The organism is Rhodobacteraceae bacterium M382 (assembly GCA_025141015.1).
Classification (GTDB): domain Bacteria; phylum Pseudomonadota; class Alphaproteobacteria; order Rhodobacterales; family Rhodobacteraceae; genus Aliisedimentitalea; species Aliisedimentitalea scapharcae.
Genome location: CP081100.1, coordinates 121,767 through 144,594, shown reverse-complemented (window position 1 = coordinate 144,594; position 22,828 = coordinate 121,767). Strand labels below are relative to the sequence as shown.

Here is a 22,828-nt window from a genome sequence, read left to right as displayed (position 1 = left end):
GCTTAAGTGGAAGGCAAAGACGATGGGTAAAGTGGTTGGGCTGGCGAACGTTCACGCGCGCCAAAATTGGACGCAAAAAACTGCCCTTGCCCCGATATTGGCAGCATTGTTCGGCTGCCTATTTTTTGGGGGGCCAGCTATTGCACAGGAAACCGCGGAAACACTGTTTGATCAGGTCAAATCAATCCACGCCGGCAGCGCAACACCCCGATCTGATCTCGAGGAAATGCAGCGACTCCTGGACCGCATCCTGCAGCAACACCCAACCTCCGATCTGGCGGTTGCGATCCTGTTGCGGGATACGATTGACGGCGTGGATCTGGCGGAATTCGACCGGTTGATCAGCAATACGACCGGATCTGGAATGGGGCAACGGGCGGGGTCCCAGGTTGATCTTCCGACGACCGAAGCAACGCGGGCCAACATCGGGACATGTATTGCGGCAGGCATCGGTCTGTTGCCGACCCAGCCAATCACAATTCGGGTCGAACTGAACGCCGAAGGACACGTCACCGGGATTCCGGATCTGATAGAACCCAAAGAACCGGATTTCTTTGCGCGCAGCCTTTTCCTGGCATCCGTTGCGGCGATAGACGGATGCGCGCCCTATCCAATCAATCTGATGGGTCGGCGTTTTGATGCGGATATTGCCATTGACGGTTCGGTCTCTCTGGTCGCTTCTGTTGGGGCCGAAGTATTGCATACTCCGGCACAATCGCCTGATGCAGGACAGGATGTGACTGCTAAACCGATCTCGCCTCGGTCGCTTTTTCTGCCCTCTTCGGACCAAACCGAAGAAGACCTGGAACTGGATAAACCTGCTATCCGGGACATTCAGGCAAGGTTGGTTGTTCTGGGATTTGATCCCAAGGGTATTGACGGGGTGATTGGGCGCGGTGCGAGAACAGCGTTGAAAGATTGGCAAGCGTCGCAAGGCGCACAAGCCAATGGATTTCTGAACAAAGAACTGCTGGACACGTTGAAAGGCCAGAGCCACGAGGCGTTGGAAACCTGGCTTTTGGATCCGGCCAACGAGATTGCCTATAACCCGCCTCCGCCGATGCCTATTGGGCCGGATAACATGCCAGGAACATGGCAATTTACATCCAACTGCGGATCCAAAAGCCGATTGGGTTGGATGAAAGTCACCGGGGCCTTGTCAATTGCCCACACAAAGGGCGGGCGATATGTTGGGCGTGCCCGCACCTCTCAGGGCGTCAATGGAACGTTTTCGGGCAGATTGAGCGATCGCAGAATTTCCGGCGAAATTGACTGGGGGTTTTTGGTGGGTCGGGTCAAAATTCGGGGCACGGTCGCAGAGCAGAAGCTGGTCATTGTAGGCCGCGATGCCAACGGATGTTCCTTTTACGCAGCCAAGTCTGAGCGCTAAATAATCTTGATCCCAGCTTGGATGCGCGGTCAGCCTCTGACGGCCATAGATTTGGTTGGGCCTTTGGGAACCGATGTCATAGCTGGTCAAAAGACTATCCAGCCCGAGCGGCCGTTGAGTGTCTGGGCATGACACGAAGTTCACATTTTTTTGCGAGACGTGTGGGTTGAGAGCCGATGACAGCTTCTGCGATCAGCTCGGCCGCCTGGACACCAATGCTTTTGGCAGGGATGCGAACGGTTGACAGGGATGGTTCGATCTCTCCGGATCCTTTGAAGTCTCCAATTCCCATCACCGACAGGTCGTTGGGGACGTCAATTTTCAGCTGTTGGGCGGAATACAACGCGCCCTGGGCGATAATGTCGTTGCCACATAAAATGGCAGTTGGGATTTTATCCTGTTGCAACAGTGTGGTGCAGGCCCGTTTGGCCTCGGCTACGCTGTATGGTGCCTCGAGCTGCCAATTGTCTGGAATGCTGAGCCCAATGCTGTGCAATTCGTCCAAAGCGCCCTTCAATCTGCCCTGAGCGCGGTCGTTCCCTTTGGTCGAAGGAAAGACCAACCCGATTTCCCTGTGTCCCAGAGATATCAGATGGCGTGCCGCCAGACGTCCGGCTTCGGTGTTGTCGACCCCGACACAGGAAACATTGGCGGCTTCGTCATAGTTCCAGATTGCTACGGTCGGTATCCCCTGTTGTTCTATAAGCTGAAAGGACGCTTCGGAGTGTTCCAAACCGATAACCGCCAAACCATCGACCCGATGCTCCAGCAGCTTTCGCAGCATTTGATATTCTCGGTCCAGATCGAATCCGTGCGAGGCGATCAGCATTGTAAAACCGTGATTGTCGAGCTCGGTCGAAAAGGACTGGATGACCTCGGCAAAGATCGCATTGTCAATTGTCGGCACCACCAACCCAATGGTGGCGCTGCGCCGGCCGTGCATGACCTGTGCCGCACGGTTACGAATGTAGCCCAGTTTCTGAACGGCTTTTTCGATTTTTTTCCGAGTCGCAGGTTTGACCAGATCTGGGTGGTTATAGCTGCGCGACACAGTGGAAATTGAAACGCCAGCAACCCTGGCAACATCCACAATATCCGCGTTACCATTTTGTTTTTTAGACATAAAACACCGCGTTTCGCATGAAAAATGAAAACATTTGCAAAACTATTTTCATGACTTACTTTTTTATGTCAACCGAATTTGCGAACAGGGTGATGGCTTGGAATTCCTATATTACTTCGGAGATGTGTTCTCGCCGGTATCTTTTGGCCTTCTGCTATTGGGTACAATTGGCGGGCTGATTTTGGGGGCGACCCCGGGGCTTTCGCCGACTATGGCTGTCGCGCTGCTCATTCCGTTCACCTTTCATCTTCAACCGGTTCAGGGGCTGATCCTGTTGGGCGCGGCGTACACATCGACAGTGGCGGGCGGCGCGGTCAGCGCCATTCTGCTCAAGATCCCCGGCGCACCTGCCAATATCGCCACGACGCTGGATGGGCATACGATGGCCCAACAGGGCAAGGGTGCCAAAGCGCTGCAACTTAGTTTCCTTGCATCAGCTGTGGGCGGCGTGTTTGGCGTGCTGCTTTTGATCTTTTTGACGCCTTTGCTGGCGCAATGGGCGTTGGCGTTTGGGCCCAGCCATCTGTTCTGGCTGGCGATCCTGGGGGTCACAGTCATCGGGTCGCTAGACAGTGCTTCGGTCGTCAAAGGGCTATTGTCCGGGTGTATCGGGCTATGGCTGGCCACCGTCGGGTTTGATGACATCATGGGGGCGCAGCGGTTCATCTTTCACCCTGCGCTTGGCGGTGGCATCAATATCATTGCTGCGTTGATCGGACTGTTTGCCATACCTCAGGTGTTGACCATGTTTGCCAAGGGGCGGCGAGTTGACAGCGCCGAGGTGATCGAAGTCGAAAAGCATTCGATCATGGATGCCATCCGCGAATTGCTGCGTCGGCCCCGCGCCTTGGCCATCGGGACGATCACCGGGTCGATCATCGGATTGGTCCCCGGTGTTGGCGGACAGATCGCCGGATTGGTTGCTTATGACCAGACCAAGAAATTCAGCCCCGAACGAGACAAGTTCGGCAAAGGTCATTCCGAAGGCGTCATTGCCGCAGAGGCGGCCAACAATGCCATGGTTGGGCCCAGTTTGGTGCCATTGTTGACCTTGTCGATCCCCGGTTCCCCGACAGCGGCCGTGTTGTTGGGTGGGTTGCTGATCCACGGGATATTCCCGGGCACGGATCTGTTTGACAATCACCCGGACGTCGCCTGGACCTTTATCAATTCGATGCTGATCGGGCAGATCCTGATGTGTATCTTTGGTTTGTATGTCGCCGGATTGGCCGCGCGGGTTGCGCAGGTGCCGCAAAGCGTCATGGCCGCTGTTGTGCTGGGTCTCGCTGTTTTTGGCAGCTATTCGGTCCAGTCGTCGATGGGCGATGTCTATGTCATGGCGACGCTTGGCGTGATGATGTATTTTCTGGAACGGTTCGGATTTTCGGCGGCACCGTTGGTGCTGGGTCTCATCCTGGGGCCGATTGCCGAAGCCAACTTTATTCAAGGCAGTATGATCGCTGGTGCCACCGATGGTATGGCCGCCTACTTCTTGGGCGGGCTCCTCAACATTGTTCTGATCGCGATTGTGATTGCCTCGGTTCTCTATTCGGTCTGGATGGAACTGCGGTCGCGTCGCTACATCTCGAAAGAGGAGATCATGGGATGAGCATTCCGAACTTGCCCCGCATGCAACACATCCTGGCTTCTGGAGTCATTGCCGCCATAGGGGGCTGGGTTGCCTGGATTAGCTACACCCAGCAACCTTCCGAGGCGTTCCTGTTTCCCAGGCTGATTTCGACCGTGTTTGTGGTCCTGGCGTTGTGGACCTTTGTCAAGGCGCTGTTGGGTTGGACCAAGGTTGGCCATGGATTGACCGCCAAAGAGACGATGTTCCTGCTTCCTGGCCTGGTTATCGCTCTGGTTTATGTGTTCTGGGCGGCCAAGGCGCTGGGATTCTACACGGCCGGAACCATCGCGTTTTTCGTGCTGTTGTCGTTCTATGACCCAGCCCCACACCACGAGGTGCGAAGCTGGATCAAGCGCGCGGTTATTACAGCCGGGTTCCTGCTGGTGATGTACGGGCTCTTTGCCAAATTGTTGAAGGTCTACACGCCCCGAGAGATTTTTTTCTGAACAAAAACCAACAACACAACAACAAGGGAGAAGACGACAATGAAAAAACTGATTGCTGGCGCAGCACTGGCGCTCACAGCGTTGACCGGGGCAGCTGTGGCCGAGGAATACCCGGAACGGCCCGTCATGCTGATGGTCAGCTATGGGGCAGGGGGGGCCACTGATTTTCAGGCCCGTATCGTAACCATGACCGCAGGCAACGAAGATGCCCTGGGCATGCCGATTGCCATCATCAACAAACCTGGTGCCGGTGGGCGGGTCGGTTGGAATTGGTTTGCAACCCAGGCCGAATCCGATGGCTATACATTGGGCGCGTATAATGTACCTCATTTCATTGCCCAATCGATCAAGGGCGGCGTGGAATATTCCACGGACAGCTTTGAACCGATCGCAAACTGGGGTGCTGACCCAGCGGTTTTTGTTGTAGCGGCTGACAGTCCAATGAATTCGATGGATGACGTTGTGACCTACGCCAAGGAAAATCCGGGCAAGCTGACATTCTCTGGCGCGGGTCTTTTTGTCGGCCACCATATCGCAGCGCTTCAGCTGGAAAAGGCGGCTGGCGTGAAAATGGCTTATATCCCGACCAAGGGGGGCGGTGCCGCAGCGATGAAGGCCGTGATTGCCGGTGACGTAAAAGGGGGGGTGAACAACCTGTCTGATGCGTTTCGGGCGCAGGCTGCGGGCAACGTCAAGATCCTTGGTGTGTTTGATCTGGAGCGGAATGCCTTCTTGCCGGACGTCCCGACGCTCAAGGAACAGGGCTATGACATCGACAATGCCAGCGTGAACTTCCGCGGTATCATGGTGCCCAAAGGAACGCCCCAAAACATCATCGATGAATTGGCCGCTACGGTTCCGGAAATGTTCAAGAACAGCAGGGTTTCCAAGAAAATGCAGGCCGGTGGTTCACCCATGCACATCATGACCCGGGACGAGGTCAAGGCAATGTGGGCCGCCCGTCAGGAAACGCTGGCCGAGCTGTTGGCCGGTCTTTGAGCTCACGCACCAACAAGGGCAGGGCGATCTGTCGCCCTGTCCAACCCAAAAGGAATTCAAAGATGAACGCAGATGATGACATTGCCCAGGTCCAGATGATTATGACCCGGGCCCGCGCGGCTCAACAAGCCTATGAGCGGGATGCGACCCAGGAACGATATGACCGCGCTGCACAAGCAGCGGCCTGGGCCATCATGGAGCCGTCGCGAAACAAGGCACTTGCTGAACTCGCCGTCCAGACAACCGGTCTGGGCAATGTGCCCGACAAAATCACCAAGAACCACCGCAAGACGTTGGGATTGATGCGGGACATCAAGGGGGTCCAGACCCAAGGGGTGATCCGAGATGATCCGGCCAGTGGAATCACTGAAATTGCGCGCCCGTTGGGGGTTGTTGGCGCGGTGGTACCATCGACCAATCCGGCTGCAACGCCTGCCAACAATATCATCAATGCACTGAAATGCGGCAATGCCGTTGTCGTGGCCCCATCGCCCAAAGGGGTCGCCAGCTGTGAACTGCTGTTGACCTATATTCATGCCGAATTTGACAAGATCGGGCTGGACCGTGACTTGGTATTGATGTTGCCCGCACCAGGATCCAAGGCCAAAACCCAGGCCATGATGGAGTTATCTGACCGAATTATCTGCACGGGCAGTCAGAACAACGTGCATCGTGCGCAGACGGCTGGGACGCCCGCGGTTGCTGTCGGTGCCGGCAATGTGACGGTAATTGTTGATGAAACTGCGGACCTCAGAGCCGCGGCGCAGAAAATCACCGCGTCCAAGACATTTGACAACGCTACATCCTGTTCTTCGGAGAACTCGATGATTGTTGTGGATGCGGTTTATGACCAGTTTCTGGCCGAGCTGGCCCAGGTTGGGGGAGCGCTGGTCCAGGATGAATCTGCGATCGTGTCCAAGCTGTGGCCAGATGGGCATTTGAACAGGGCTGTGATTGCTCAGGATGCTGACAAGATGCTTAATGCGTTGGGGATGGCCGATGCCGTGCCGGCGGGCACAAAATTTCTGGTGGTCGAAACGTCTGGAATTGGCCCCGATCACCCGCTGTCCGGTGAAAAGCTGAGCCGTGTTGCCGCATTGTACCGGGCCCGGGATTACGTCGACGCGACTGAAATCGCCTCGCGTATTCTGAACTATCAGGGGGCAGGGCACTCTATCGGGATACACACGTCCCAAGACAGCCGCGCCGTTGCGCTGGGGACATTTTTGCCGACCTGCCGGGTCATCGTCAATCAGGCCCACACGTTTGCAACAGGTGGATCGTTTAACAACGGGATGCCTTTCTCGCTGTCGATGGGTTGTGGCAGCTGGGGCGGCAATTCGATCGACGATAACCTGCATTGGAAACACTTTCTCCAAACGACCAAGGTCATCCGCGAAATCGAGCCCAATGAACCTGCAGTGGATGAAATTTTCTCGGACTATTGGAAGGTGGCCGGACAATGAAATTTGATCCGAATACACCGCCTCCGGGGAGCGTTCGGGATTGGCTGGACCATCGGGCGGAAACAGCGGGCACTGATGTGGCCTTTCGGTTCTTTGATGGGCGTCCTCCGCTGACCTGGGGCGAGCTACGAGCCCGCGCCCGAGATCTGGCGTTGCGCCTGACAGGCAAAGGTTTGGCCAAGGGAGAGAGCATCGCGATTTTGCAGCCGAACGGACGGGTGGCCGTCGAATCTCTCTTTGGTGTTCTGTATGGCGGCTTTCGGGCTACGGTCATCAACCTCGTCGCCGGGGATGAGGCAATCGGCTATGCACTGGAGCACAGCGAGGCCCGCGTTGCCCTGGTCAACCCGGAGGTCACCGAGCAGTTTGGCAGGGTGCGCCCCGAAAATCTTCGGGAACTGGAAGAAGACACTGCGAACATTGCACCTGCGATGCACAGCGTAGATCCGCAAGACGATGCGCTTCTTATGTATACATCTGGTACGACCGGTCGACCCAAAGGTGTGGTGCACAGTCAATCCAGCCTACTTGCCGGTGGGTGGACGCCTACGGTGGCGCATGAATTGTCTGAACGGGATTGTGGGCTTTGTGTTCTGCCACTGTATCATATCAATGGGCTGTGTGTTTCTGTCATGAGCACATTGATCTCGGGCGGGCAGTTGGCAATTGCCGGGAAATTCTCGGCCAGCCAATTCTGGGCCCAATGCAAGGAATGCCACGCAACCTGGTTCTCCGTTGTGCCAACAATCATCTCACATCTTCTCCATGCAGATGCGACACCCGATCCTCAGACCCGGGCGCGCCTCAGATTTGGCCGTTCCGCGTCTTCTGCGTTGTCTCCTGACGTTCAGACAAAATTTGAAACACGCTTTGACGTTCCAATTGTTGAAACCATGGGTTTGACCGAAACGGCGGCGCAGATTCTGTCAAACCCCTTGCCACCGGGGGTTCGCAAGATTGGCTCTCCTGGCAAGGCTTTTGGCAACGAAGCGTGCGTTCTGTCGCCCGACCTGAAACCACTCCCTGGCAATGTACAGGGTGAGATCGCGGTGCGAGGTCCAAATGTCATGCGGGAGTATCTCAAGAACCCGCAAGCAACCAAAGACACATTCACCACTGACGGGTGGTTGCGCACCGGCGATCTGGGTCATGTTGATGAAGATGGCTATTTCTTTGTGACCGGACGCCTGAAGGAGCTGATCATCAAGGGGGGCGAGAACATTGCACCGCGTGAGATCGACGAAGCGTTGTATTCGCATCCCGATGTGATTGAAGCCGCGGCCTTTGCGCGGCCGTGCGCTGTATACGGAGAACGCGTTGAGGCAGCAGTCAAGCTGAGCGACGGGTCATTGGTGGGCCCAGATGATTTGATCGCTGTTTGCCGTCACAAGGTTGGGGCATTCAAAGCTCCGGATATTGTTCACGTTCTGGATGATCTGCCCAAAGGACCATCGGGCAAGATCCAGCGGATCAAGCTGGTTGCACTGACTACAAGTACGTCAGACTAAGACGTTTCATATCAAATCGCCGACCATCATGCCTTGTCGGCCTAGATTCAATCCAGGCCCTGCCAGTCGGGGCTATATGTCGTCCTTTTGGTCGGTGACCTGCTGTCCCAACCCGCGCCCATGCACCTGCAGCAGGCCAAACAATTGGCGCGGGGCAATATCCAGTGACCTGACCTTGTTTTGGTTCACGATGACCGAAACACCCGAGACGACAGAAGGTTGATTGGGAAAGAACACGATAACTTGGTCGTCAAACCTTTCGATCTCGAACCCTATGCGGTCCCAGTTGTCGGATGTGACTATGACAGATTTGATGTTCCCAACCAGATCCTCGGTGTTGTGAGGGCTGCCAATCAAACCCCGGATCAGCAAATAGCCGGGCATGTTCTGGGACAATGCGCGATCGAACAGAATGACCTTGTCATTGATGTAGGACACATAGGACAGCATCCCGGCAGCGAACAAAGTCAAAAGGACAATCAAAAGGGCCAGAATGTTCGACATTGCAATCCCAGCAATCCGATCCGCTGGGATATAGCTGTCCATGGTTTCGGCGATTTTCATGCTAATCATGAATACCTGACCCAGGACAAGCAGCAGGATGCCGACCGGGATCACAAACAGCAGCCCTCTGAGCATCGTATTCTTCATGAATATTCCTCCAAAGATGGGGATCCCGAATGGCACGGGCCAACCCCAAGTGTTCCAGTTCTAATGGGCGTGGATTTTCACACCCGCCGCGGTTTCGGAGAAAACACACCTGCCGTCGTTGATGTTGAAATCATCCTTTTGATTTTCTGGTCTGGGTGTGGGCCAGTTCACCATTCCATTGTTCTTCTGGCAGCTTTGGAATGTCCGGGTCGCCAGTGTAGAACGGCGTCATGATCTGGGTGTTGTTCTCGTTGAAGACGGTGACGATGTTGCGGTGCAGATCCGACAGGATTTTGGGCAGGAATTCACCTCGGGATGTATAGGCGTTGATTTCGTAATTGATCGAAAAGTCGGCCAGCTTTGTCCACAAAACAAAAGGCGGGGGAGACTTCTTCAGGCTGGTTGTGCGCAATGCCGCCTCTATCAGCATGGCTTCGACCTTGGCCGGTGGCTCTTCGTACCCAATACCGACCATGGTGTGAACCAGCAGTCCCCGGCCATCAATCTTGCGGGTTAGATTGACCACCTCTGAATTCAAAAGCTGAGAGTTTGGGATACTGATCATTTCGTTCTTTGTCGATTTGATAAGCGTTTCCATCAGTTTGATCTCGACCACATCGCCGGTTTTGTCTCCCACGCGAACCCGGTCACCAATGTTTGTGCTGCGCCGGTAGATGACGAACAGCCCGGCCATCATATTGCTGACCACCGTGTTGGAACCCAAAGACAACATGACTCCGGCCAACAATGTCAGCCCCTGAAAGGCACGTGAATCTGATCCCGGTATATATGGATAGGCAAACACCAGGGCCACAACGATGACCAGCACTCGCGCTAACATATACGTCGGAGAGATCCAGTGGTCTTCAAAATCAGAAAGTTTGAAAACGCCCTGTTCGAGATTGGAAAAAAACAATGCCAATCCCTGAAGGATCAATCGCGTGATTGCCGCGATGATCCCCAAAACGATCAGATTGGGGACGTATTCAATGACAGCCCAAGCAAAATTGGCCAACGGTTGACTCACATAGGTGAGCAATAGTTCAGCAATCGGCCGGGTTTCCGTAAACGCCAGCAGCACGAAAGATAGGTAATAATAGAACAAGAACAGGTAGCCGATCCACATCAGAACGTTCACGGCATATCCAATAAGCGCGGCAATACCTTTCCCACGGACGAACGCCTGTGTTTTCTCTTCGACCGCATCGAACCGTTCGCGAACGGCCAGGGTAACGATGTCCACCAGTTTTCGGCGCTTGCCCAGAAATAGATACGACAGGGCAAAAAACAGAGCGGACCAGACCAACGCGGCAAAGGCACTTCCGACGCGGGCGGCGTCTGTTCGATTTGCCCGGTAAGTCAAAACGGCCGCTTCCAGGGCTTGGGCCTGTAACCCGGCGAGGACTTCCAGCTTGATATCTTCGTAGTCGGCGTCTGCCTGGGTAGTAATAGTCACCATTCGGCCGTCGACTTGGATCTCTATCCCGAATTCATTATCCAGTTGCTGGACAAAAACCGTGTCGGATTCCGAAGCTCCGGCCACACGCAGCACGCGCTCTTGAACCTTTTCGGCCCTTTCGGTTGCTGGCAGGGCTGAGGATCCGCGGACTACAAACAGCGTCTCGCCATCTATGACCACTGGGGCGACGTAGATTTCGTTGTTTTCTTCCGTCAACTCAGGTTGCGGTGATCCGGGTTTGGCCGCGTCCTGTGCCAGGCTGGTGGTCACGAGCAACATGGTCAAGCAAAGTGACGCAATGAGCCCCGCTGCGACTCGTGGCAATTCAATCCTGATTGACCCAATTCCGTGCATCCCGTCTCCCCGTCAATTTACCTGTGTCTTACCTGCGCGAGTTTTCGGTGCGATGGCAAAATCACTCTTCTTGTGCGGTCTGACATTCCTTGACAACTGAGATGGCTCGCTGACTCCCAGCCAGATCAAATTCTTCGGAACCGCCTTTGGCGCCTTGCAATGTAAACGACAACCGTCTGCCAAATTCCGATGCAAACTCTGGATTGTCAAAGAACGCATACCCTCCGGGTACTCCATTCAATTCCACGCCCAGGGCTTCTCCTTGGAATCTGGAGTCATTGAAATCGAACAGGGGCGCGCTGGTCTCGCCAACGACGATATCTGTCCAGGCTGCGTTATAAGCTGCAAAAAAAGCACCTTTGCGGGCGGGATCAAAACCGACCTGAATCAAGGTGCCGGTTTCAAAGGTTTTCTGCATATAGCAACCGTTGCCATTGTCCGGGTTCACGTTGATGACCCAATCTCCGGATGTGGCGTATTCCTGCGCAGAAGCTGTCGAAGTGAATCCAACCAAGCAAAGTGCCGCAAGCAGCAGTTTGTGGAACATGTTTCAATCTCCTTTGCAATTCGCGCCGAGAGGTCGCCGCCCTGGGGTGCAAGCGCTATTTGAGTTGCTGAATATCAGGCCGACAAGGAACTCGGTCTGTTGGCATTTCGGTGGCTCCGTCCGTCCGTTTGCTGCGCGAACCCCCGACAATAAGTTTGAATTTTGGGTCTGACAATTGGCCGCTTACCTCAAAAGGCCAGGCACTTCGCGCCAGCGGCTTTCCAACCCGGCGGGGTTCGGCTCTCAAGGCGATCGTGTCCTTGAGCCAATTGACATCCCCCTGAGCGACCAACTGGACACTGCGGGTTTCGGCAACAATTGAATCAAATCTAACACGGCCTGCATTGATCCGAATTGGTGCTTTGACACAACTAATCTCTGTCTTGCCGGCCGCAAGCTCTTCGGAAAACAGCCAAGGGAAAATGCCCAGTCCAGCCAGTTCCAACAGGCTGGTGGCAATATATCCCTTGCCCATGTTCAAGGATGCAGATCCATACATCGAGTTGATAAATGTTTTGCCGGATGTGATGTTTCCCGTGATGTCAAAGGCGGCGTTCAACGTACCGGCTGCGTCGATGTTCAGGCCAACAGCATCCAGAATTTTGCCAAAGTTCCAACCGCTGGTTGATCCGACAACCTTCAAAAGTGTCGGGTTTTCGATAGCGTCCATTGCTGCCGTAACCTTGAAAAACCCTGGACCATAAAACAATTCGAGCGGTCCGGCTTCGATCTGCCCTTCTTTGGCAATGAACTGGCTGTTCATCGACGACACCCCGGCGTTGCCGACGAATTCCTTCAGCACCAGAGAAATTTCCAGGTCGGTCTGGGTCAGAATACGTTCCAGATCCAAGATCTTGCTGTTTTTTTCCAGGACCAGTGGCTGAATGGGCGGTTTGCCGTCATCCTTTGATTTGGGATCTGCAGCTGTGGGGTCTTTCTGCTTGCGGATCTGAATGATGGCTTTGGTACCGTCCCGCAGATCGGCAAGGCGAATTCTGTTGCTCAGGATCTCGCCTCGGATGACATTTATCTCTTTGCTGAGATCAAAGGACAGATCCGTCCTGAGGTCACTTTCACCCGCCTTGAATTCAACGCCAATTTTCGCGGCCTCGGCCGCGCCCTTCAGGCTCAGACCAAACTCAAGCGTTCCGACATCGACCGGTTCAATTCCCAAAGCCGTCAAAAAATCTTTCGGTTCGGCGATTGTCAGTTTCAGGTCAGTTTCCAGACCTTCCAGACTCGTCACATTTTTGACTGATATGTCAGCAGCCAAAGACCACAGATCCGTTCCTTTGGTGCGTGCCTTCAACTGCGTCAGGCTCAAAGGCCCGGTTTGGTCAGAAACACTAAAATCAGCTGATACGCTACCAAATCTGGCTGCATCCTCTTTGGACAGACTCTTGAGAAGGAGTGAGGAGTCACCCGCCAGAGTTCCCTCCAGATCCACATTCTTGAATTGAAAGATGTCCCCGACATTGCCACGTGCCACGATATAGGGGGCAGTGCGAGGGCCCGCCTGAAGTTGTACGTCCTTCAATCCCAGCGTCTTGTTCTTTGTCCGATAGACACGTCCGATTGAAATCGGCCCAACCCTGTCCAATCCCTGATCAAAGGCGTTCGTACCAATAACCAGCTTTTTGAACTCGAGCTTGCCGGCCTGGCTGATGATCCGGGCATTGATGTCGGTCAACTTTAGGTCTTTTAGCGATTCTGCTTTGGCAGGGGGCTGATCTTTGGGGTGGAGACGGGCTGTGAATATGATGTCCAATCCATCGACTGGCCGCAGGTTCTCGGCTCCTCCTGTGACGGTGACCTGCTGACCCTTGTTCAGATCAAAGGTCGACGTGATATTCCGGATTGCCAGTTTGTTCGGTTGGCTCGTGATGTCCGCGCCCAATGTTCCGGACCCTTCCAGGCTGCGCGACAATCCCAGAACGTCAAAGACGTTTCCGATTTCACCGGTGTCGACCAACAGCTTGGCCATATGGCCGCCCCCCTGGTCGCCCGGAATCGGAGATCCATTATAGGACACCGAGATATCCCCGAAATTCACAGTTGTCGTAAATGGTTTGCCCGGGGGGTATTTCCCATCCAGCGTAAACCCTTCGCCGTTGACAGAACCTTTGCCGGTTACGGACACAAGATCCCCGCCGTCGCGTTGCTCCAAAAGGATGGATTGGAGGTCGAAAATGAACTCAAACCCCGAACGGTCATCCCGTGATATCAATCCGATGTCAGTAAATGTGACTGTTCTGTCCTGAAGAAAACCGAGGATCGACGGGCCTTCGCCTCCTGTTCCGGGGTCTTGTTCCTGGTCGTTGGACTGATCTGTGGGTTCGGTACCTGAAGTGGCTTTTGGGGTGCGCTTGATCCAGGAGGTGGTCCCGTCTTGGGTTGTGACCATGTTCACGTGAAGCCCGTCGATCACGAGGTTATCCAGGTCGATCCGCCGCTCCAGTAGAGCGAGCAAATTCAACTCCCACTCCAGCAGGTTCAATGTGGCAAGGTCGACTTCGTTGATATTGGTGCTTGGGATACGTGCGCCGCTGACGTGAACCTTGGTCGTTGCACCCAAAACAACCCGGACATCCCCCTCTACGTCAAAGGGTTGGCCAATCTGATCCGTGATGATCCGGGCTACAAAATCTTTGCGAATGCTGCTGAAAAATGGTGCTGCCAGAACCAGCCAGATCAGAACGACAGCAAGAACGGTAAGAATGGCTGCCCATTTTAATATTCTTGCTATCCAATGCGACATGGGACCTTCCTGTATGTGGAGCCGTCTCACGACAGATTTATGCGTTGCAGGCTGTCTCAGCTTGTTTCAAAGCTGCCCCCCAGCGCAACGTTTAAATTCACAAAATCCATAGCTTGATTGCGTATGTCCAAAGCATAGGCGTATTCGGTATTCAGGAATGACCGTTCCGCATCCAGAACCTGAAGGAACGAAACGGATCCGTCCGCAAACCGGGTGCGGGCAATGTCCAGGACAGTTTCCGATGCTTTGACCGCTTTTTTGGCGGCCTTGACAGCCAGTTGATGTTGATTCAGCGCATAGATGGAATTTCGAACTTCTTCGACTGCCAGGACAACTTCCTTTTCCCAGATGGCCTGCCGTTCCTTGACCAACCCTTTTGCGGATTCGATCCTGGCCTTGCGGACGGGGCGGTCAAAGATTGGAACATCCAGCGCGGCCCTCAGGAACCCGGCACCGGGCAAGAACGCCTCGCCGCTGTAGTTCACGTTGATGTTTCCGGTCAGCGTCAGCTTGGGGTACAAGTCTGCCTCGGCCACGCCAACCAAGGCGACGGCTTGGGCCAACTGTTGTTCGGCCTGGACAACATCGGGCCGATTTCTGACCAGATCAGCGGGTATGCCTGTGGTAACAAAGTGAGATTTGGCTACGGGTTGCGGGGCACGCTTGTCGAAATTGTCACGATCCGGGATCTCGGTGGCTCCGACCAAGGCGATTATCCGGTTGAGCATGGTCACGAAAAGCACCCGGCTTTCGGGGATGCTGGCCTGTGTGGTCAGTACCAATGAATGGGCCTGGGCGATTTCCAGATCGGTTGCTTTGCCTTGTTTGGCCAGGTCCTGGGTGACCTCCAATGTTGCCTTTCGACTCTCCAGAACCCGCAGGTTCACACGGATCAATTCCTGTGCATACCGCATTTCGATATAGGCGGTGACGACTTCATCGACGAACAACAGACGCCACACATTCAAATCCGCATAGGCGGCCTCCAGACCTGCAAATGCGGCCTCACGCTCCCGTTTGAGGTACCCGAACAGATCCAGCTTCCAAGTGGCTTCGGCTTTGAGTGCGCCAGTCTGAAATGGCGCCACAGCCCCACCTGAATCCGCCTTGGCTTCTACAACGCGGGCATTGCCGGAAATCGGATATCCGGCGGCAGCCAACGCCCCTCGGGATTGTTCGATCTTGCCGGCAATGCGGCGAATATCCAAGTTCTGTTCCAGCCCCAGATCAACAATCTGATTGATGACCGGATCGTCAAAACCCCTCCACCATTTGGCATCATTCTTGCGTGCCGGCCCCGAACTGCCAGGGCCAAAGCTGGGCGAGAGTTTCATTGTCGGTTTGACAAAATCCTCCCCAACCGTACAGCCTGTCACCCCCAAGCCCAATAGCCCGCATAAAATTGCGCGCCGGTCCGTAACCCCAGCCGTATATGTTCTGTTCCGCTTCAATCTCAATTGCCCCGGTTCTCGGCTGACCCGAGACGCGCCTATCGCTGGGAAAGGACTTTCCAGTCCTTTCTGGTCGAACTGCTTTGTTATTGAGGCCAGTAAACAACTCCCGGTTTGACAGACGCAACCTATTTGTCGCGCTCCTGACATATGTTGGTAGCATTGGTGACAATCTCGACTCACCTCTTTGTCCTTTTCTTTGGGTAGGATCAAAAAACTGGACATCTCACACATCGCGGATTGAGAAGGCCCCTTGACCAATTTTCGGGAACCCGTCTTGATGAGTTCATCGGAAAATGGGGCCAAAATGATACGCCTTTTGCGGGTTTTTGGAATTGTCGCTGTCGTTTTGGGTCTGGCTCTTGTTGGGGTTTGGGGTGGTTTGGCCATTTGGTTCAGGGCTCCACTGCCGGAGGTGGCGCGACTTGTCGTGAGCGGGTTTTGGGGCCTGGGCAGCGTGGCGACGATGATTGCCTATTTCGGGCCGTTCAGGTGGCGGACGATGGGGCTGTTTGCGTTGTTTTTTGCGGGGCTAGTGGTTTGGTGGAATACGCTTCAGCCACCTGAAACAGGAAATTGGGCGACCGATGTTTCACGCCAGGTGACTGGGGACATTGACGAGAACATCCTGACTCTAACCAACGTTCGGGAATTTGAATGGCGTACAAATACAGATTTCACCGAGCAGTGGACCACCCGAACCTATGATCTGGACCGACTAACATCGGTTGATATGTTTCTCTCCTATTGGGCCGGGCCGGAGATGGCGCATTTCATTCTGAGTTTTGGGTTCTCGGACGGACAGTTTCTGGCCTGGTCAGTGGAAGTACGTCGTGAAGTCGATGGTGGGTTTTCTCCCGTGGCTGACTTTTTCAAGGAAAATACCTTGGTCATTGTGGCGGCATCGGAACAGGACGTTGTTGGGGTGCGCTCCAACGTGCGCGGCGAAGATGTACAGCTATTTCGATTGAATGCACGTCCGGAACAGGCCCGCGCCTTGCTCGAGGAATATGTGTCAGAGGCTAACGCGCTGGCCCGGGTGCCGCAGTGGTATAACTCGGTGACCACCAATTGCACGACAGTTGTGTTCAAAATGATGAAAGCAATCGGGAATGGGTACCGATTTGACTGGCGTATTATCGCAAACGGATATCTTCCGGATTACGGGTATGATCAAGGTGCTTTGAACACCACAATCCCCTTGGGGGATCTCAGAGCGTTGGGTCGGATAGCACCCCGAGCTTTGGCAATTGGATTGAACCCTCAGTTTTCCAACGCAATTCGGCTGGGTGTTCCGACGCCAAATTAAAATTTGCATCGAGAGCTCTGGAATTGGCTAAATGTGCGGAAAAATTGGGCATATGACTTGCCAAAATGGTTAAAAAATGTGCATCTCCTGGCCGCCATTGTAATACGTTGACCAAAGTTTGCGAAATCCGGTTCCCTGCTATCGAGGGCCGAATGACTGAACCAACGATAGAATTCGCGGGTCACAGTGAGCTATCGAAATCAGGATTTGGTGAGTGCCGAATTTGCGCCACGGTATGAGGACCGTTTTTTCCCGCAACAGGGTAAACTTGAGCCCGCCCGATACCCTGATGATATGAAGTAGAGTTTTTGGTGTTTTTCTAGGTCGAAGTGGATCACAAAATCGGATCGTCGCTGGTGTCGGCAGACGGATCTATGTGGGATATCTAAGGCAAAATGATAATGGCCGCCCACAACGGGCGACCATCAGAACATCTTTAGTCAAACTTGATCGTTAACTTACTGGGCAGACTGGCAGGCACGGACCATTTCGATACCCTTCAGGGTGCCGGTCAGATCAACGGTAAAGGCATATTCTTTTTCGGGGAATACAATCATGGTGTACTGACGCGCAACATCATCAAAGAATTGTGCATTGTTTGAAAGCACATACCCGCCGGTGTACCCCTCGGTCACGTTTCCGCGCATACCTGTGGCGTCACCATAATAGAAATCGTCGGCAATCTGAATCACGACTGCTTCCTTGGCGTTGCGTTTGATGTCGGTTTCCGCCTTGGTGAAAACACCGACATACCCAGCGTCATGGCCTTTGGTATACCCCATCTGGACGACATTTCCCGCGTCGTCGCTTTTCTCCATCAGGCACGCGGACCATTCGTTGTGGGTGAATACATTCCAACCTTCAACTTCGCCGTATTTTGTAAACGTATCAGCGAATGCAGCTGTTGAAGAAACAGCGGCGATAACGGCGGCGGCAGCAAATTTTGTGACGTTCATTTCTATTGTCTCCTAATAGGGAATCATAATGTGCGGGCTCCAAGGCGAGCAGGACAAAGCATATAGATTTATGAATGAGACGGCTAGTCAAGTTGTGCCAAAGCTACGTACCGGAAGGTAATATTGACACCAATTAACAAAGTACTAAGCGATCAAGCCGGGTTTGGTCGTTTAGGTAAATGGCCCATCGTTTGGTAGGCAACGGGTCTCAGATCTGTTCCAGCCTGCTTTGTCGATTCGCAATGCGAAGCTGGCATCGTAGAGTTTTGGGTTGAGCCGCTGTTCAGGTCAGCGACCTGAACATGGCCGTGTGCGTTGGGTTACTGCAATACAGTCAGGACAGCGCTTGACCCCAGGATTTCCAGCAATACCAGCTGTGACTTGCCGCTTTGGTAATTGTCAGCCTTGAGACTGTTTCCAATAACCTGGACGACTTCGGGCGAGCCGGCAAACTTGGAGTGCGTGCCAGAGGATGAATCATCGACCTGGCTCAAATCTATTACGGTCACTCCCAATTCCGCCAAGGCCTCAGTATGAGCTGCGCCGACCCGGGGCACCCCTCCTGAAATCCAGCGCGAGAACTTTAGCGCCTTGTCGTCATTCGCGACAAAGATCGTAAAATTCCGTTCTTTTGGGTCCAGAGAAGCCAGCTGCGACTCGAACACATCAAGATCGATGTCCGGTGACGCCAACATGACGTTCCCCAAACGGCCTCCGATGTTGTATTTACCGGAAAGCTCGGCATGTACGATTGCCTCGAGCATCAGCATCCCTCCCATTGAATGAGCGAATACGTCGAACCCCTGGGCATTTGTTCGCTGTAAAATACCCGAGGCCTCCAACAACAAGGGACGTGCCGCCAGGGCACTATTCAGATCGTAAACATAATGCGAAACCTTGGCGGCCGAGGCCCAGGAAAACAATACAGGCACGCCGTTAAAGCCGGTGTCCTCGACAAATTGGGCGATCCTGAGAATCGAGTCACTGGCCGTGTTGTTGTAACCATGCACGAACAGCATCAGGTTCCGGTCTTTTGGAGGTTTCTTGGCCAACTCGCGATTGATTTCGGAAATAAAACTGTTCTCAGATTTGTACACTGTCGGCTCGACGACTGCGAATTCGGTCGTTGGATCTGGTGGCAGGCGCTTGGGCCGTTCGATCTGTCCGGGGACATGGTTGGGTGGAATCGACACAACAACAGACGCAAGCCCGAGGTCAGGCGCACGTTCAGAGGTGAAGAAAACCTCAACGACTTCGCTTGCTTCGCGGGTGGTGGCCAGAAACACTTTGCGTTTGGTTGATGTGGTCTTGGCAACCGGGGTTTCCGGATTGTCCACACCTACCAGATCTGGTGGCCTGCTGCAGGAGGCGGAAAACGTCACAAGCAATATGGAAAGCATCTGAAATAGACGCCCAAAGAGGCGATGTTGAAGCATAATCTGGCTTTCCTGGGGCCCCAAAAGCCGGGTCCTCCAATAGCGATTCAATTGTTGGCCGCTAGATACGAGTCGAAAATGTTACCTTGAAATCCTCCCATAGTCTGTGGAGAAGTTCAACAAGGCACGATGCCTCGGACGTCGCACAGCAAAGTTTCAAGGCGTCATATGTGTGCTCGTCTGGGCGGCATCCTTTAACAACTTGATGAACGTTTTACACACCAGGTTGGGCTCTTCTCCGCGTTTGCGAACCATCTTGATTTCTGACTTCAAATCGTAGGCACCTGCTCCGACGGTCCGCAATCGACCGTCACGTACCCAAATATCAGCAAAGCTTTCGGGGAGATAGCCGACATAGCGCCCCGTCAGTACCAGCATCGCAACACCTTCGATCTGATGCGCGCTGGCATTCGATTTCAATCCTCTGGATACAGGTGCAACGACATCTTCGTTCAGGTATGCGCGTTTGCAGAAATTGGCCTGTGGCAGCAATCTTTGCACGTCTTGGGGCGTGTCCGCCTGGAACAAGGGGTGGTCGATGCCACAATAGAGGCCGATTTTCTCCACACCCAACAATTCGTAAATCAATCCGGGTTTGTGTTTGTGAAACACGCCGACGCCCACGGCAATCTGTCCGTCCTGCACCGCGATTTCGATCTCGTCCGGGGCCAGTGAGTGGATTTCGATGGAAACATCGGGAGCAATGCGGGTCAGTTCGCCCAAGGCCCCCAAGATCGGCGCCTCGTCGTTGAACACCCAATTGTCAATCGCAGCGACAGACAACCGCCCAACCAGTTTGCCCCGTGTGCCATCCACGGTTTCCCCGAATTGATCCAGGGCAGCAAACAGCTTGCGGGATGCGGCATAGACGATTTCCCCCTTGTCCGTCAGCCGAAACCCTTTTCGCCCACGTTGACATAGCCGCATGCCCAATCGGGTTTCCAAATCGGTGATCTGGCGGGAAATGGTCGACGCAGACACGTTCAGCGAAATCTGGGCCGCCGAAAACCCGCGTGCGTCCACGACTGCGGAAAAGACGTGCAGCAGGTGAAGGTCGGCTTTGGAAAAAGACGGAGGAAGCATGAGGCACAATACGTGTATAAATATAAAAGTTAAGTCCCTTAATCTGTAATTTAATCAATATAATTTCTGTGACAGCGTGCCCCGAGATCAGCCATTCGCGAAAAAGGGAACGAATATCATGACATCACACGGCGGGGTTTCGCAGCGTTGGGGCATTGACAACGACTATGCCAAGTTGACTGACGTTTTGCTGGGCAAGCCCGAGTATTTCAAATGGGTCGAAGCCGGTCCGTTGATCGGGCGAACCCTTGCCAACGCCGAAAAGACCGGACACAAATTTGATCTGCAACTGGCGATGAAACAGCATTCGGAAATGGTGTCGATCTACGAAGAGAACGGCGTCACCTGCCATTATCTGGATAGCGACGAGGTGCTGCACCGCAATTTCTTTGCACGAGACAGTTCGGCGATGACCCCATGGGGAGCATTGATCTGTCATATGCAGCTGAAATGCCGTCGCGCTGATTACGTAACAGCGATCAAATTCTATCAGGAAAACAACATCCCGATCTGGAATTTCGCTACGGCTGGTCATTTCGAAGGCGGTGATTTCAACATCATTGAACCGGGGCGGGTACTGATCGGATATTGCGGTGAACGTTCGGAACAGGAAGGCTCTGAACAGGTTGCTGATTTTGTCCGGTCCGAAGGGTGGGAGGCTGTGGTTGCTCCTATCAGCCGTGAGTTCGTACACATGGACGGGCTGATCGTACCACTGGCGGACAAACTGGCCGTTGCCTGCATTGATGCAATGGAGCCCTGGCTGGTGGATATCGTCAAAGGTTGGGGCATCGAGATTGTCGATGTGGACTATCGCGAAGCCAAGAACCTGGGCGTGAATCTCGTTGCTCTGGGCGACAACAAAGTGCTGTCCATGGCCGGGGCCACTGACCTGAATGCCAAGATGCGGGCGCTGGGATTCGAGGTTTATGATCCTGACATGTCGATGTTCACCCTTGGCGGTGGCGGCGTACATTGCCTGTCTCAGGCGCTTCACCGCGAGGCGGCATGATTTCTGACGTGCGCATCAACGGTGATCGCCTGTGGCAAAGCCTGATGGACATGGCGCAGATCGGTGCCCTGTCAAACGGGGGGTGCGGGCGGTTGACATTGACCGATGACGACCAGATTGCCCGTGACCTCTTCACCCAGTGGTGTGAAGAGGCCGGGTGTACGGTCACCTTTGACCGTTTGGGGAATATGTTTGCGCGCCGTCCGGGCCGCAATCCTGACCTGTTGCCGATTGCCTTGGGCAGCCATTTGGACACCCAGCCACATGGCGGCAAGTTCGACGGGGTTTACGGAGTATTGGCCGGACTCGAGGTCGTTCGAAGCCTGAATGACCATGGTATCGAGACCGATGCCGCAATCGAGGTGGTGAACTGGACCAACGAGGAAGGTGCGCGGTTTGCGCCGGCAATGTTATGTTCGGGTGTCTATTCCGGTCTATTTGATCTGGAATTTGCGCTGACACGTGTGGATAAGGATGGGCTGTGCCTGAAGGAGGAACTGGACCGGATCGGTTATGCCGGGAAAGAGCCGTGCGGAGCCCACGATCTGGGCGCTTTTCTGGAAGCGCATATCGAACAGGGCCCGGTATTGGAGCGTCATGACGAGATCATTGGCGTGGTTGCAGGTGGACAGGGTCAACGTTGGTACGACGTCGTGGTGCTTGGGTGCGATGCGCATTCGGGTTCCACCCCCATGTCGGGCCGGCGCGACGCGCTCATCGCGGCGGCCCGGATCATCGCGGCCGTCCAAACCATCGCGCTGGATCATGGTCCCGAGGGGGTCGGCACGGTGGGCGAACTGCACGTTTGCCCCAATTCGCGCAATACCATCCCCGGAGAGGTTCGGTTCAGCATCGATTTCCGTCACCCAGATGACAATGCGCTAAGCGCAATGGACGAAGCTATCCATGCTGTGGCTGATGCGGAACGCGATGCAGAGGTGCAATTGGACATGATCTGGCACAACCCGCCGGTTCACTTTGATTCCCGTTGTGTTGAAGCCATTGAAACCGCAACTCGGGCCTTGGGATATCCGCATCGGCGGATGATCTCGGGCGCGGGGCATGATGCGTGTCAGGTTGCGCGCAAAGTGCCGACCGCCATGGTGTTCGTCCCGTGCAAGGATGGGCTCAGCCATAACGAGGCCGAATGGGCCGAGCCAGATCACCTGGCTGCCGGTTGCAATGTCCTGTTCCAGGCAGCGCTGACGCTGTCTACCCATTCCGCCCTGGTCCCGGAGCGACCGGCCTAG

At 54.4% G+C, this 22,828-nt stretch carries 18 protein-coding genes; 9 read left to right on the top strand and 9 right to left on the bottom strand.

Annotation, left to right across the window (positions count from 1 at the left end; all coding sequences use genetic code 11):
- The first annotated feature begins 226 nt into the window (after positions 1-226).
- On the top strand, positions 227-1,390 hold the full coding sequence (locus K3727_22340) for a peptidoglycan-binding protein (protein UWQ93601.1): 1,164 nt from the start codon (positions 227-229) through the stop codon (positions 1,388-1,390).
- Positions 1,391-1,484: 94 nt separating this feature from the next.
- Here K3727_22340 and K3727_22335 read toward each other — a convergent pair whose 3' ends face one another.
- Positions 1,485-2,513: a LacI family DNA-binding transcriptional regulator gene (locus tag K3727_22335; protein ID UWQ93600.1), complete on the bottom strand. Its 1,029-nt coding sequence runs from the start codon at positions 2,511-2,513 to the stop codon at positions 1,485-1,487.
- A gap of 97 nt (positions 2,514-2,610) precedes the next feature.
- Here K3727_22335 and K3727_22330 point away from each other — a divergent pair, with 97 nt between their 5' ends.
- The 5 genes from K3727_22330 (at position 2,611) to K3727_22310 (ending at position 8,562) form a co-directional block, all read left to right on the top strand.
- Positions 2,611-4,122: a tripartite tricarboxylate transporter permease gene (locus tag K3727_22330; GenBank protein ID UWQ93599.1), complete on the top strand. Its 1,512-nt coding sequence runs from the start codon at positions 2,611-2,613 to the stop codon at positions 4,120-4,122.
- On the top strand, positions 4,119-4,589 hold the full coding sequence (locus K3727_22325; GenBank protein ID UWQ93598.1) for a tripartite tricarboxylate transporter TctB family protein: 471 nt from the start codon (positions 4,119-4,121) through the stop codon (positions 4,587-4,589). The genes K3727_22330 and K3727_22325 overlap by 4 nt, the downstream gene beginning before the upstream one ends.
- Before the next feature lie 39 nt (positions 4,590-4,628).
- Entirely contained in the window at positions 4,629-5,588 is a 960-nt protein-coding gene (locus tag K3727_22320; protein UWQ93597.1) for a tripartite tricarboxylate transporter substrate binding protein, read from the top strand.
- 62 nt (positions 5,589-5,650) lie between these two features.
- Positions 5,651-7,054: an aldehyde dehydrogenase family protein gene (locus K3727_22315; GenBank protein UWQ93596.1), complete on the top strand. Its 1,404-nt coding sequence runs from the start codon at positions 5,651-5,653 to the stop codon at positions 7,052-7,054.
- Positions 7,051-8,562, top strand: coding sequence for an AMP-binding protein (locus K3727_22310; protein ID UWQ93595.1), 1,512 nt, complete (start codon positions 7,051-7,053; stop codon positions 8,560-8,562). Before K3727_22315 ends, K3727_22310 begins: the two co-directional genes overlap by 4 nt.
- A 72-nt stretch (positions 8,563-8,634) precedes the next feature.
- On the opposite strand, the gene K3727_22305 is transcribed toward K3727_22310, so the two are convergent.
- From K3727_22305 to K3727_22285, 5 genes are all read right to left on the bottom strand, one after another.
- Positions 8,635-9,213: a hypothetical protein gene (locus tag K3727_22305; protein ID UWQ93594.1), complete on the bottom strand. Its 579-nt coding sequence runs from the start codon at positions 9,211-9,213 to the stop codon at positions 8,635-8,637.
- Between the two features lie 130 nt (positions 9,214-9,343).
- Complete coding sequence (locus tag K3727_22300; protein ID UWQ93697.1) at positions 9,344-10,951, bottom strand: mechanosensitive ion channel family protein; 1,608 nt, start codon at positions 10,949-10,951, stop codon at positions 9,344-9,346.
- A 136-nt stretch (positions 10,952-11,087) separates the two neighbouring features.
- The gene (locus K3727_22295; GenBank protein UWQ93593.1) at positions 11,088-11,474 is read right to left on the bottom strand and encodes a hypothetical protein; all 387 of its coding nucleotides are present in this window, start codon (positions 11,472-11,474) and stop codon (positions 11,088-11,090) included.
- Positions 11,475-11,628: 154 nt separating this feature from the next.
- Positions 11,629-14,331: an AsmA family protein gene (locus K3727_22290; GenBank protein UWQ93592.1), complete on the bottom strand. Its 2,703-nt coding sequence runs from the start codon at positions 14,329-14,331 to the stop codon at positions 11,629-11,631.
- A 56-nt stretch (positions 14,332-14,387) separates the two neighbouring features.
- A complete protein-coding gene (locus K3727_22285) occupies positions 14,388-15,782 on the bottom strand; it encodes an efflux transporter outer membrane subunit (protein ID UWQ93591.1) in 1,395 nt (464 codons plus the stop codon).
- 307 nt (positions 15,783-16,089) lie between these two features.
- On the opposite strand from K3727_22285, the gene K3727_22280 reads away from it, so the two are divergent.
- The gene (locus tag K3727_22280) at positions 16,090-17,091 is read left to right on the top strand and encodes a DUF4105 domain-containing protein (GenBank protein ID UWQ93590.1); all 1,002 of its coding nucleotides are present in this window, start codon (positions 16,090-16,092) and stop codon (positions 17,089-17,091) included.
- A 458-nt stretch (positions 17,092-17,549) separates the two neighbouring features.
- Here the strand turns inward: K3727_22280 and K3727_22275 are convergent, their stop codons facing one another.
- The 3 genes from K3727_22275 to K3727_22265 form a co-directional block, all read right to left on the bottom strand.
- The gene (locus K3727_22275) at positions 17,550-18,047 is read right to left on the bottom strand and encodes a hypothetical protein (protein UWQ93589.1); all 498 of its coding nucleotides are present in this window, start codon (positions 18,045-18,047) and stop codon (positions 17,550-17,552) included.
- Between the two features lie 320 nt (positions 18,048-18,367).
- On the bottom strand, positions 18,368-19,207 hold the full coding sequence (locus tag K3727_22270) for an alpha/beta hydrolase (protein UWQ93696.1): 840 nt from the start codon (positions 19,205-19,207) through the stop codon (positions 18,368-18,370).
- A 432-nt stretch (positions 19,208-19,639) separates the two neighbouring features.
- Entirely contained in the window at positions 19,640-20,566 is a 927-nt protein-coding gene (locus tag K3727_22265; protein ID UWQ93588.1) for a LysR family transcriptional regulator, read from the bottom strand.
- Positions 20,567-20,684: 118 nt separating this feature from the next.
- Here K3727_22265 and K3727_22260 point away from each other — a divergent pair, with 118 nt between their 5' ends.
- Together K3727_22260 and K3727_22255 are read left to right on the top strand one after the other, a co-directional pair.
- Entirely contained in the window at positions 20,685-21,578 is an 894-nt protein-coding gene (locus K3727_22260) for an amidinotransferase (GenBank protein ID UWQ93587.1), read from the top strand.
- The gene (locus K3727_22255; GenBank protein ID UWQ93586.1) at positions 21,575-22,828 is read left to right on the top strand and encodes a Zn-dependent hydrolase; all 1,254 of its coding nucleotides are present in this window, start codon (positions 21,575-21,577) and stop codon (positions 22,826-22,828) included. Before K3727_22260 ends, K3727_22255 begins: the two co-directional genes overlap by 4 nt.

Excerpts from the sequence above, each read along its gene's own strand:
- K3727_22340 (UWQ93601.1), top strand. The coding sequence starts at position 227 with ATGCAGCGACTCCTGGACCGCATCCTGCAGCAACACCCAACCTCCGAT.
- K3727_22335 (UWQ93600.1), bottom strand. The coding sequence starts at position 2,513 with ATGTCTAAAAAACAAAATGGTAACGCGGATATTGTGGATGTTGCCAGG.
- K3727_22325 (UWQ93598.1), top strand. The coding sequence starts at position 4,119 with ATGAGCATTCCGAACTTGCCCCGCATGCAACACATCCTGGCTTCTGGA.
- K3727_22320 (UWQ93597.1), top strand. The coding sequence starts at position 4,629 with ATGAAAAAACTGATTGCTGGCGCAGCACTGGCGCTCACAGCGTTGACC.
- K3727_22315 (UWQ93596.1), top strand. The coding sequence starts at position 5,651 with ATGAACGCAGATGATGACATTGCCCAGGTCCAGATGATTATGACCCGG.
- K3727_22310 (UWQ93595.1), top strand. The coding sequence starts at position 7,051 with ATGAAATTTGATCCGAATACACCGCCTCCGGGGAGCGTTCGGGATTGG.
- K3727_22305 (UWQ93594.1), bottom strand. The coding sequence starts at position 9,213 with ATGAAGAATACGATGCTCAGAGGGCTGCTGTTTGTGATCCCGGTCGGC.
- K3727_22300 (UWQ93697.1), bottom strand. The coding sequence starts at position 10,951 with ATGTTGCTCGTGACCACCAGCCTGGCACAGGACGCGGCCAAACCCGGA.
- K3727_22290 (UWQ93592.1), bottom strand. The coding sequence starts at position 14,331 with ATGTCGCATTGGATAGCAAGAATATTAAAATGGGCAGCCATTCTTACC.
- K3727_22280 (UWQ93590.1), top strand. The coding sequence starts at position 16,090 with ATGATACGCCTTTTGCGGGTTTTTGGAATTGTCGCTGTCGTTTTGGGT.
- K3727_22275 (UWQ93589.1), bottom strand. The coding sequence starts at position 18,047 with ATGAACGTCACAAAATTTGCTGCCGCCGCCGTTATCGCCGCTGTTTCT.
- K3727_22265 (UWQ93588.1), bottom strand. The coding sequence starts at position 20,566 with ATGCTTCCTCCGTCTTTTTCCAAAGCCGACCTTCACCTGCTGCACGTC.
- K3727_22260 (UWQ93587.1), top strand. The coding sequence starts at position 20,685 with ATGACATCACACGGCGGGGTTTCGCAGCGTTGGGGCATTGACAACGAC.
- K3727_22255 (UWQ93586.1), top strand. The coding sequence starts at position 21,575 with ATGATTTCTGACGTGCGCATCAACGGTGATCGCCTGTGGCAAAGCCTG.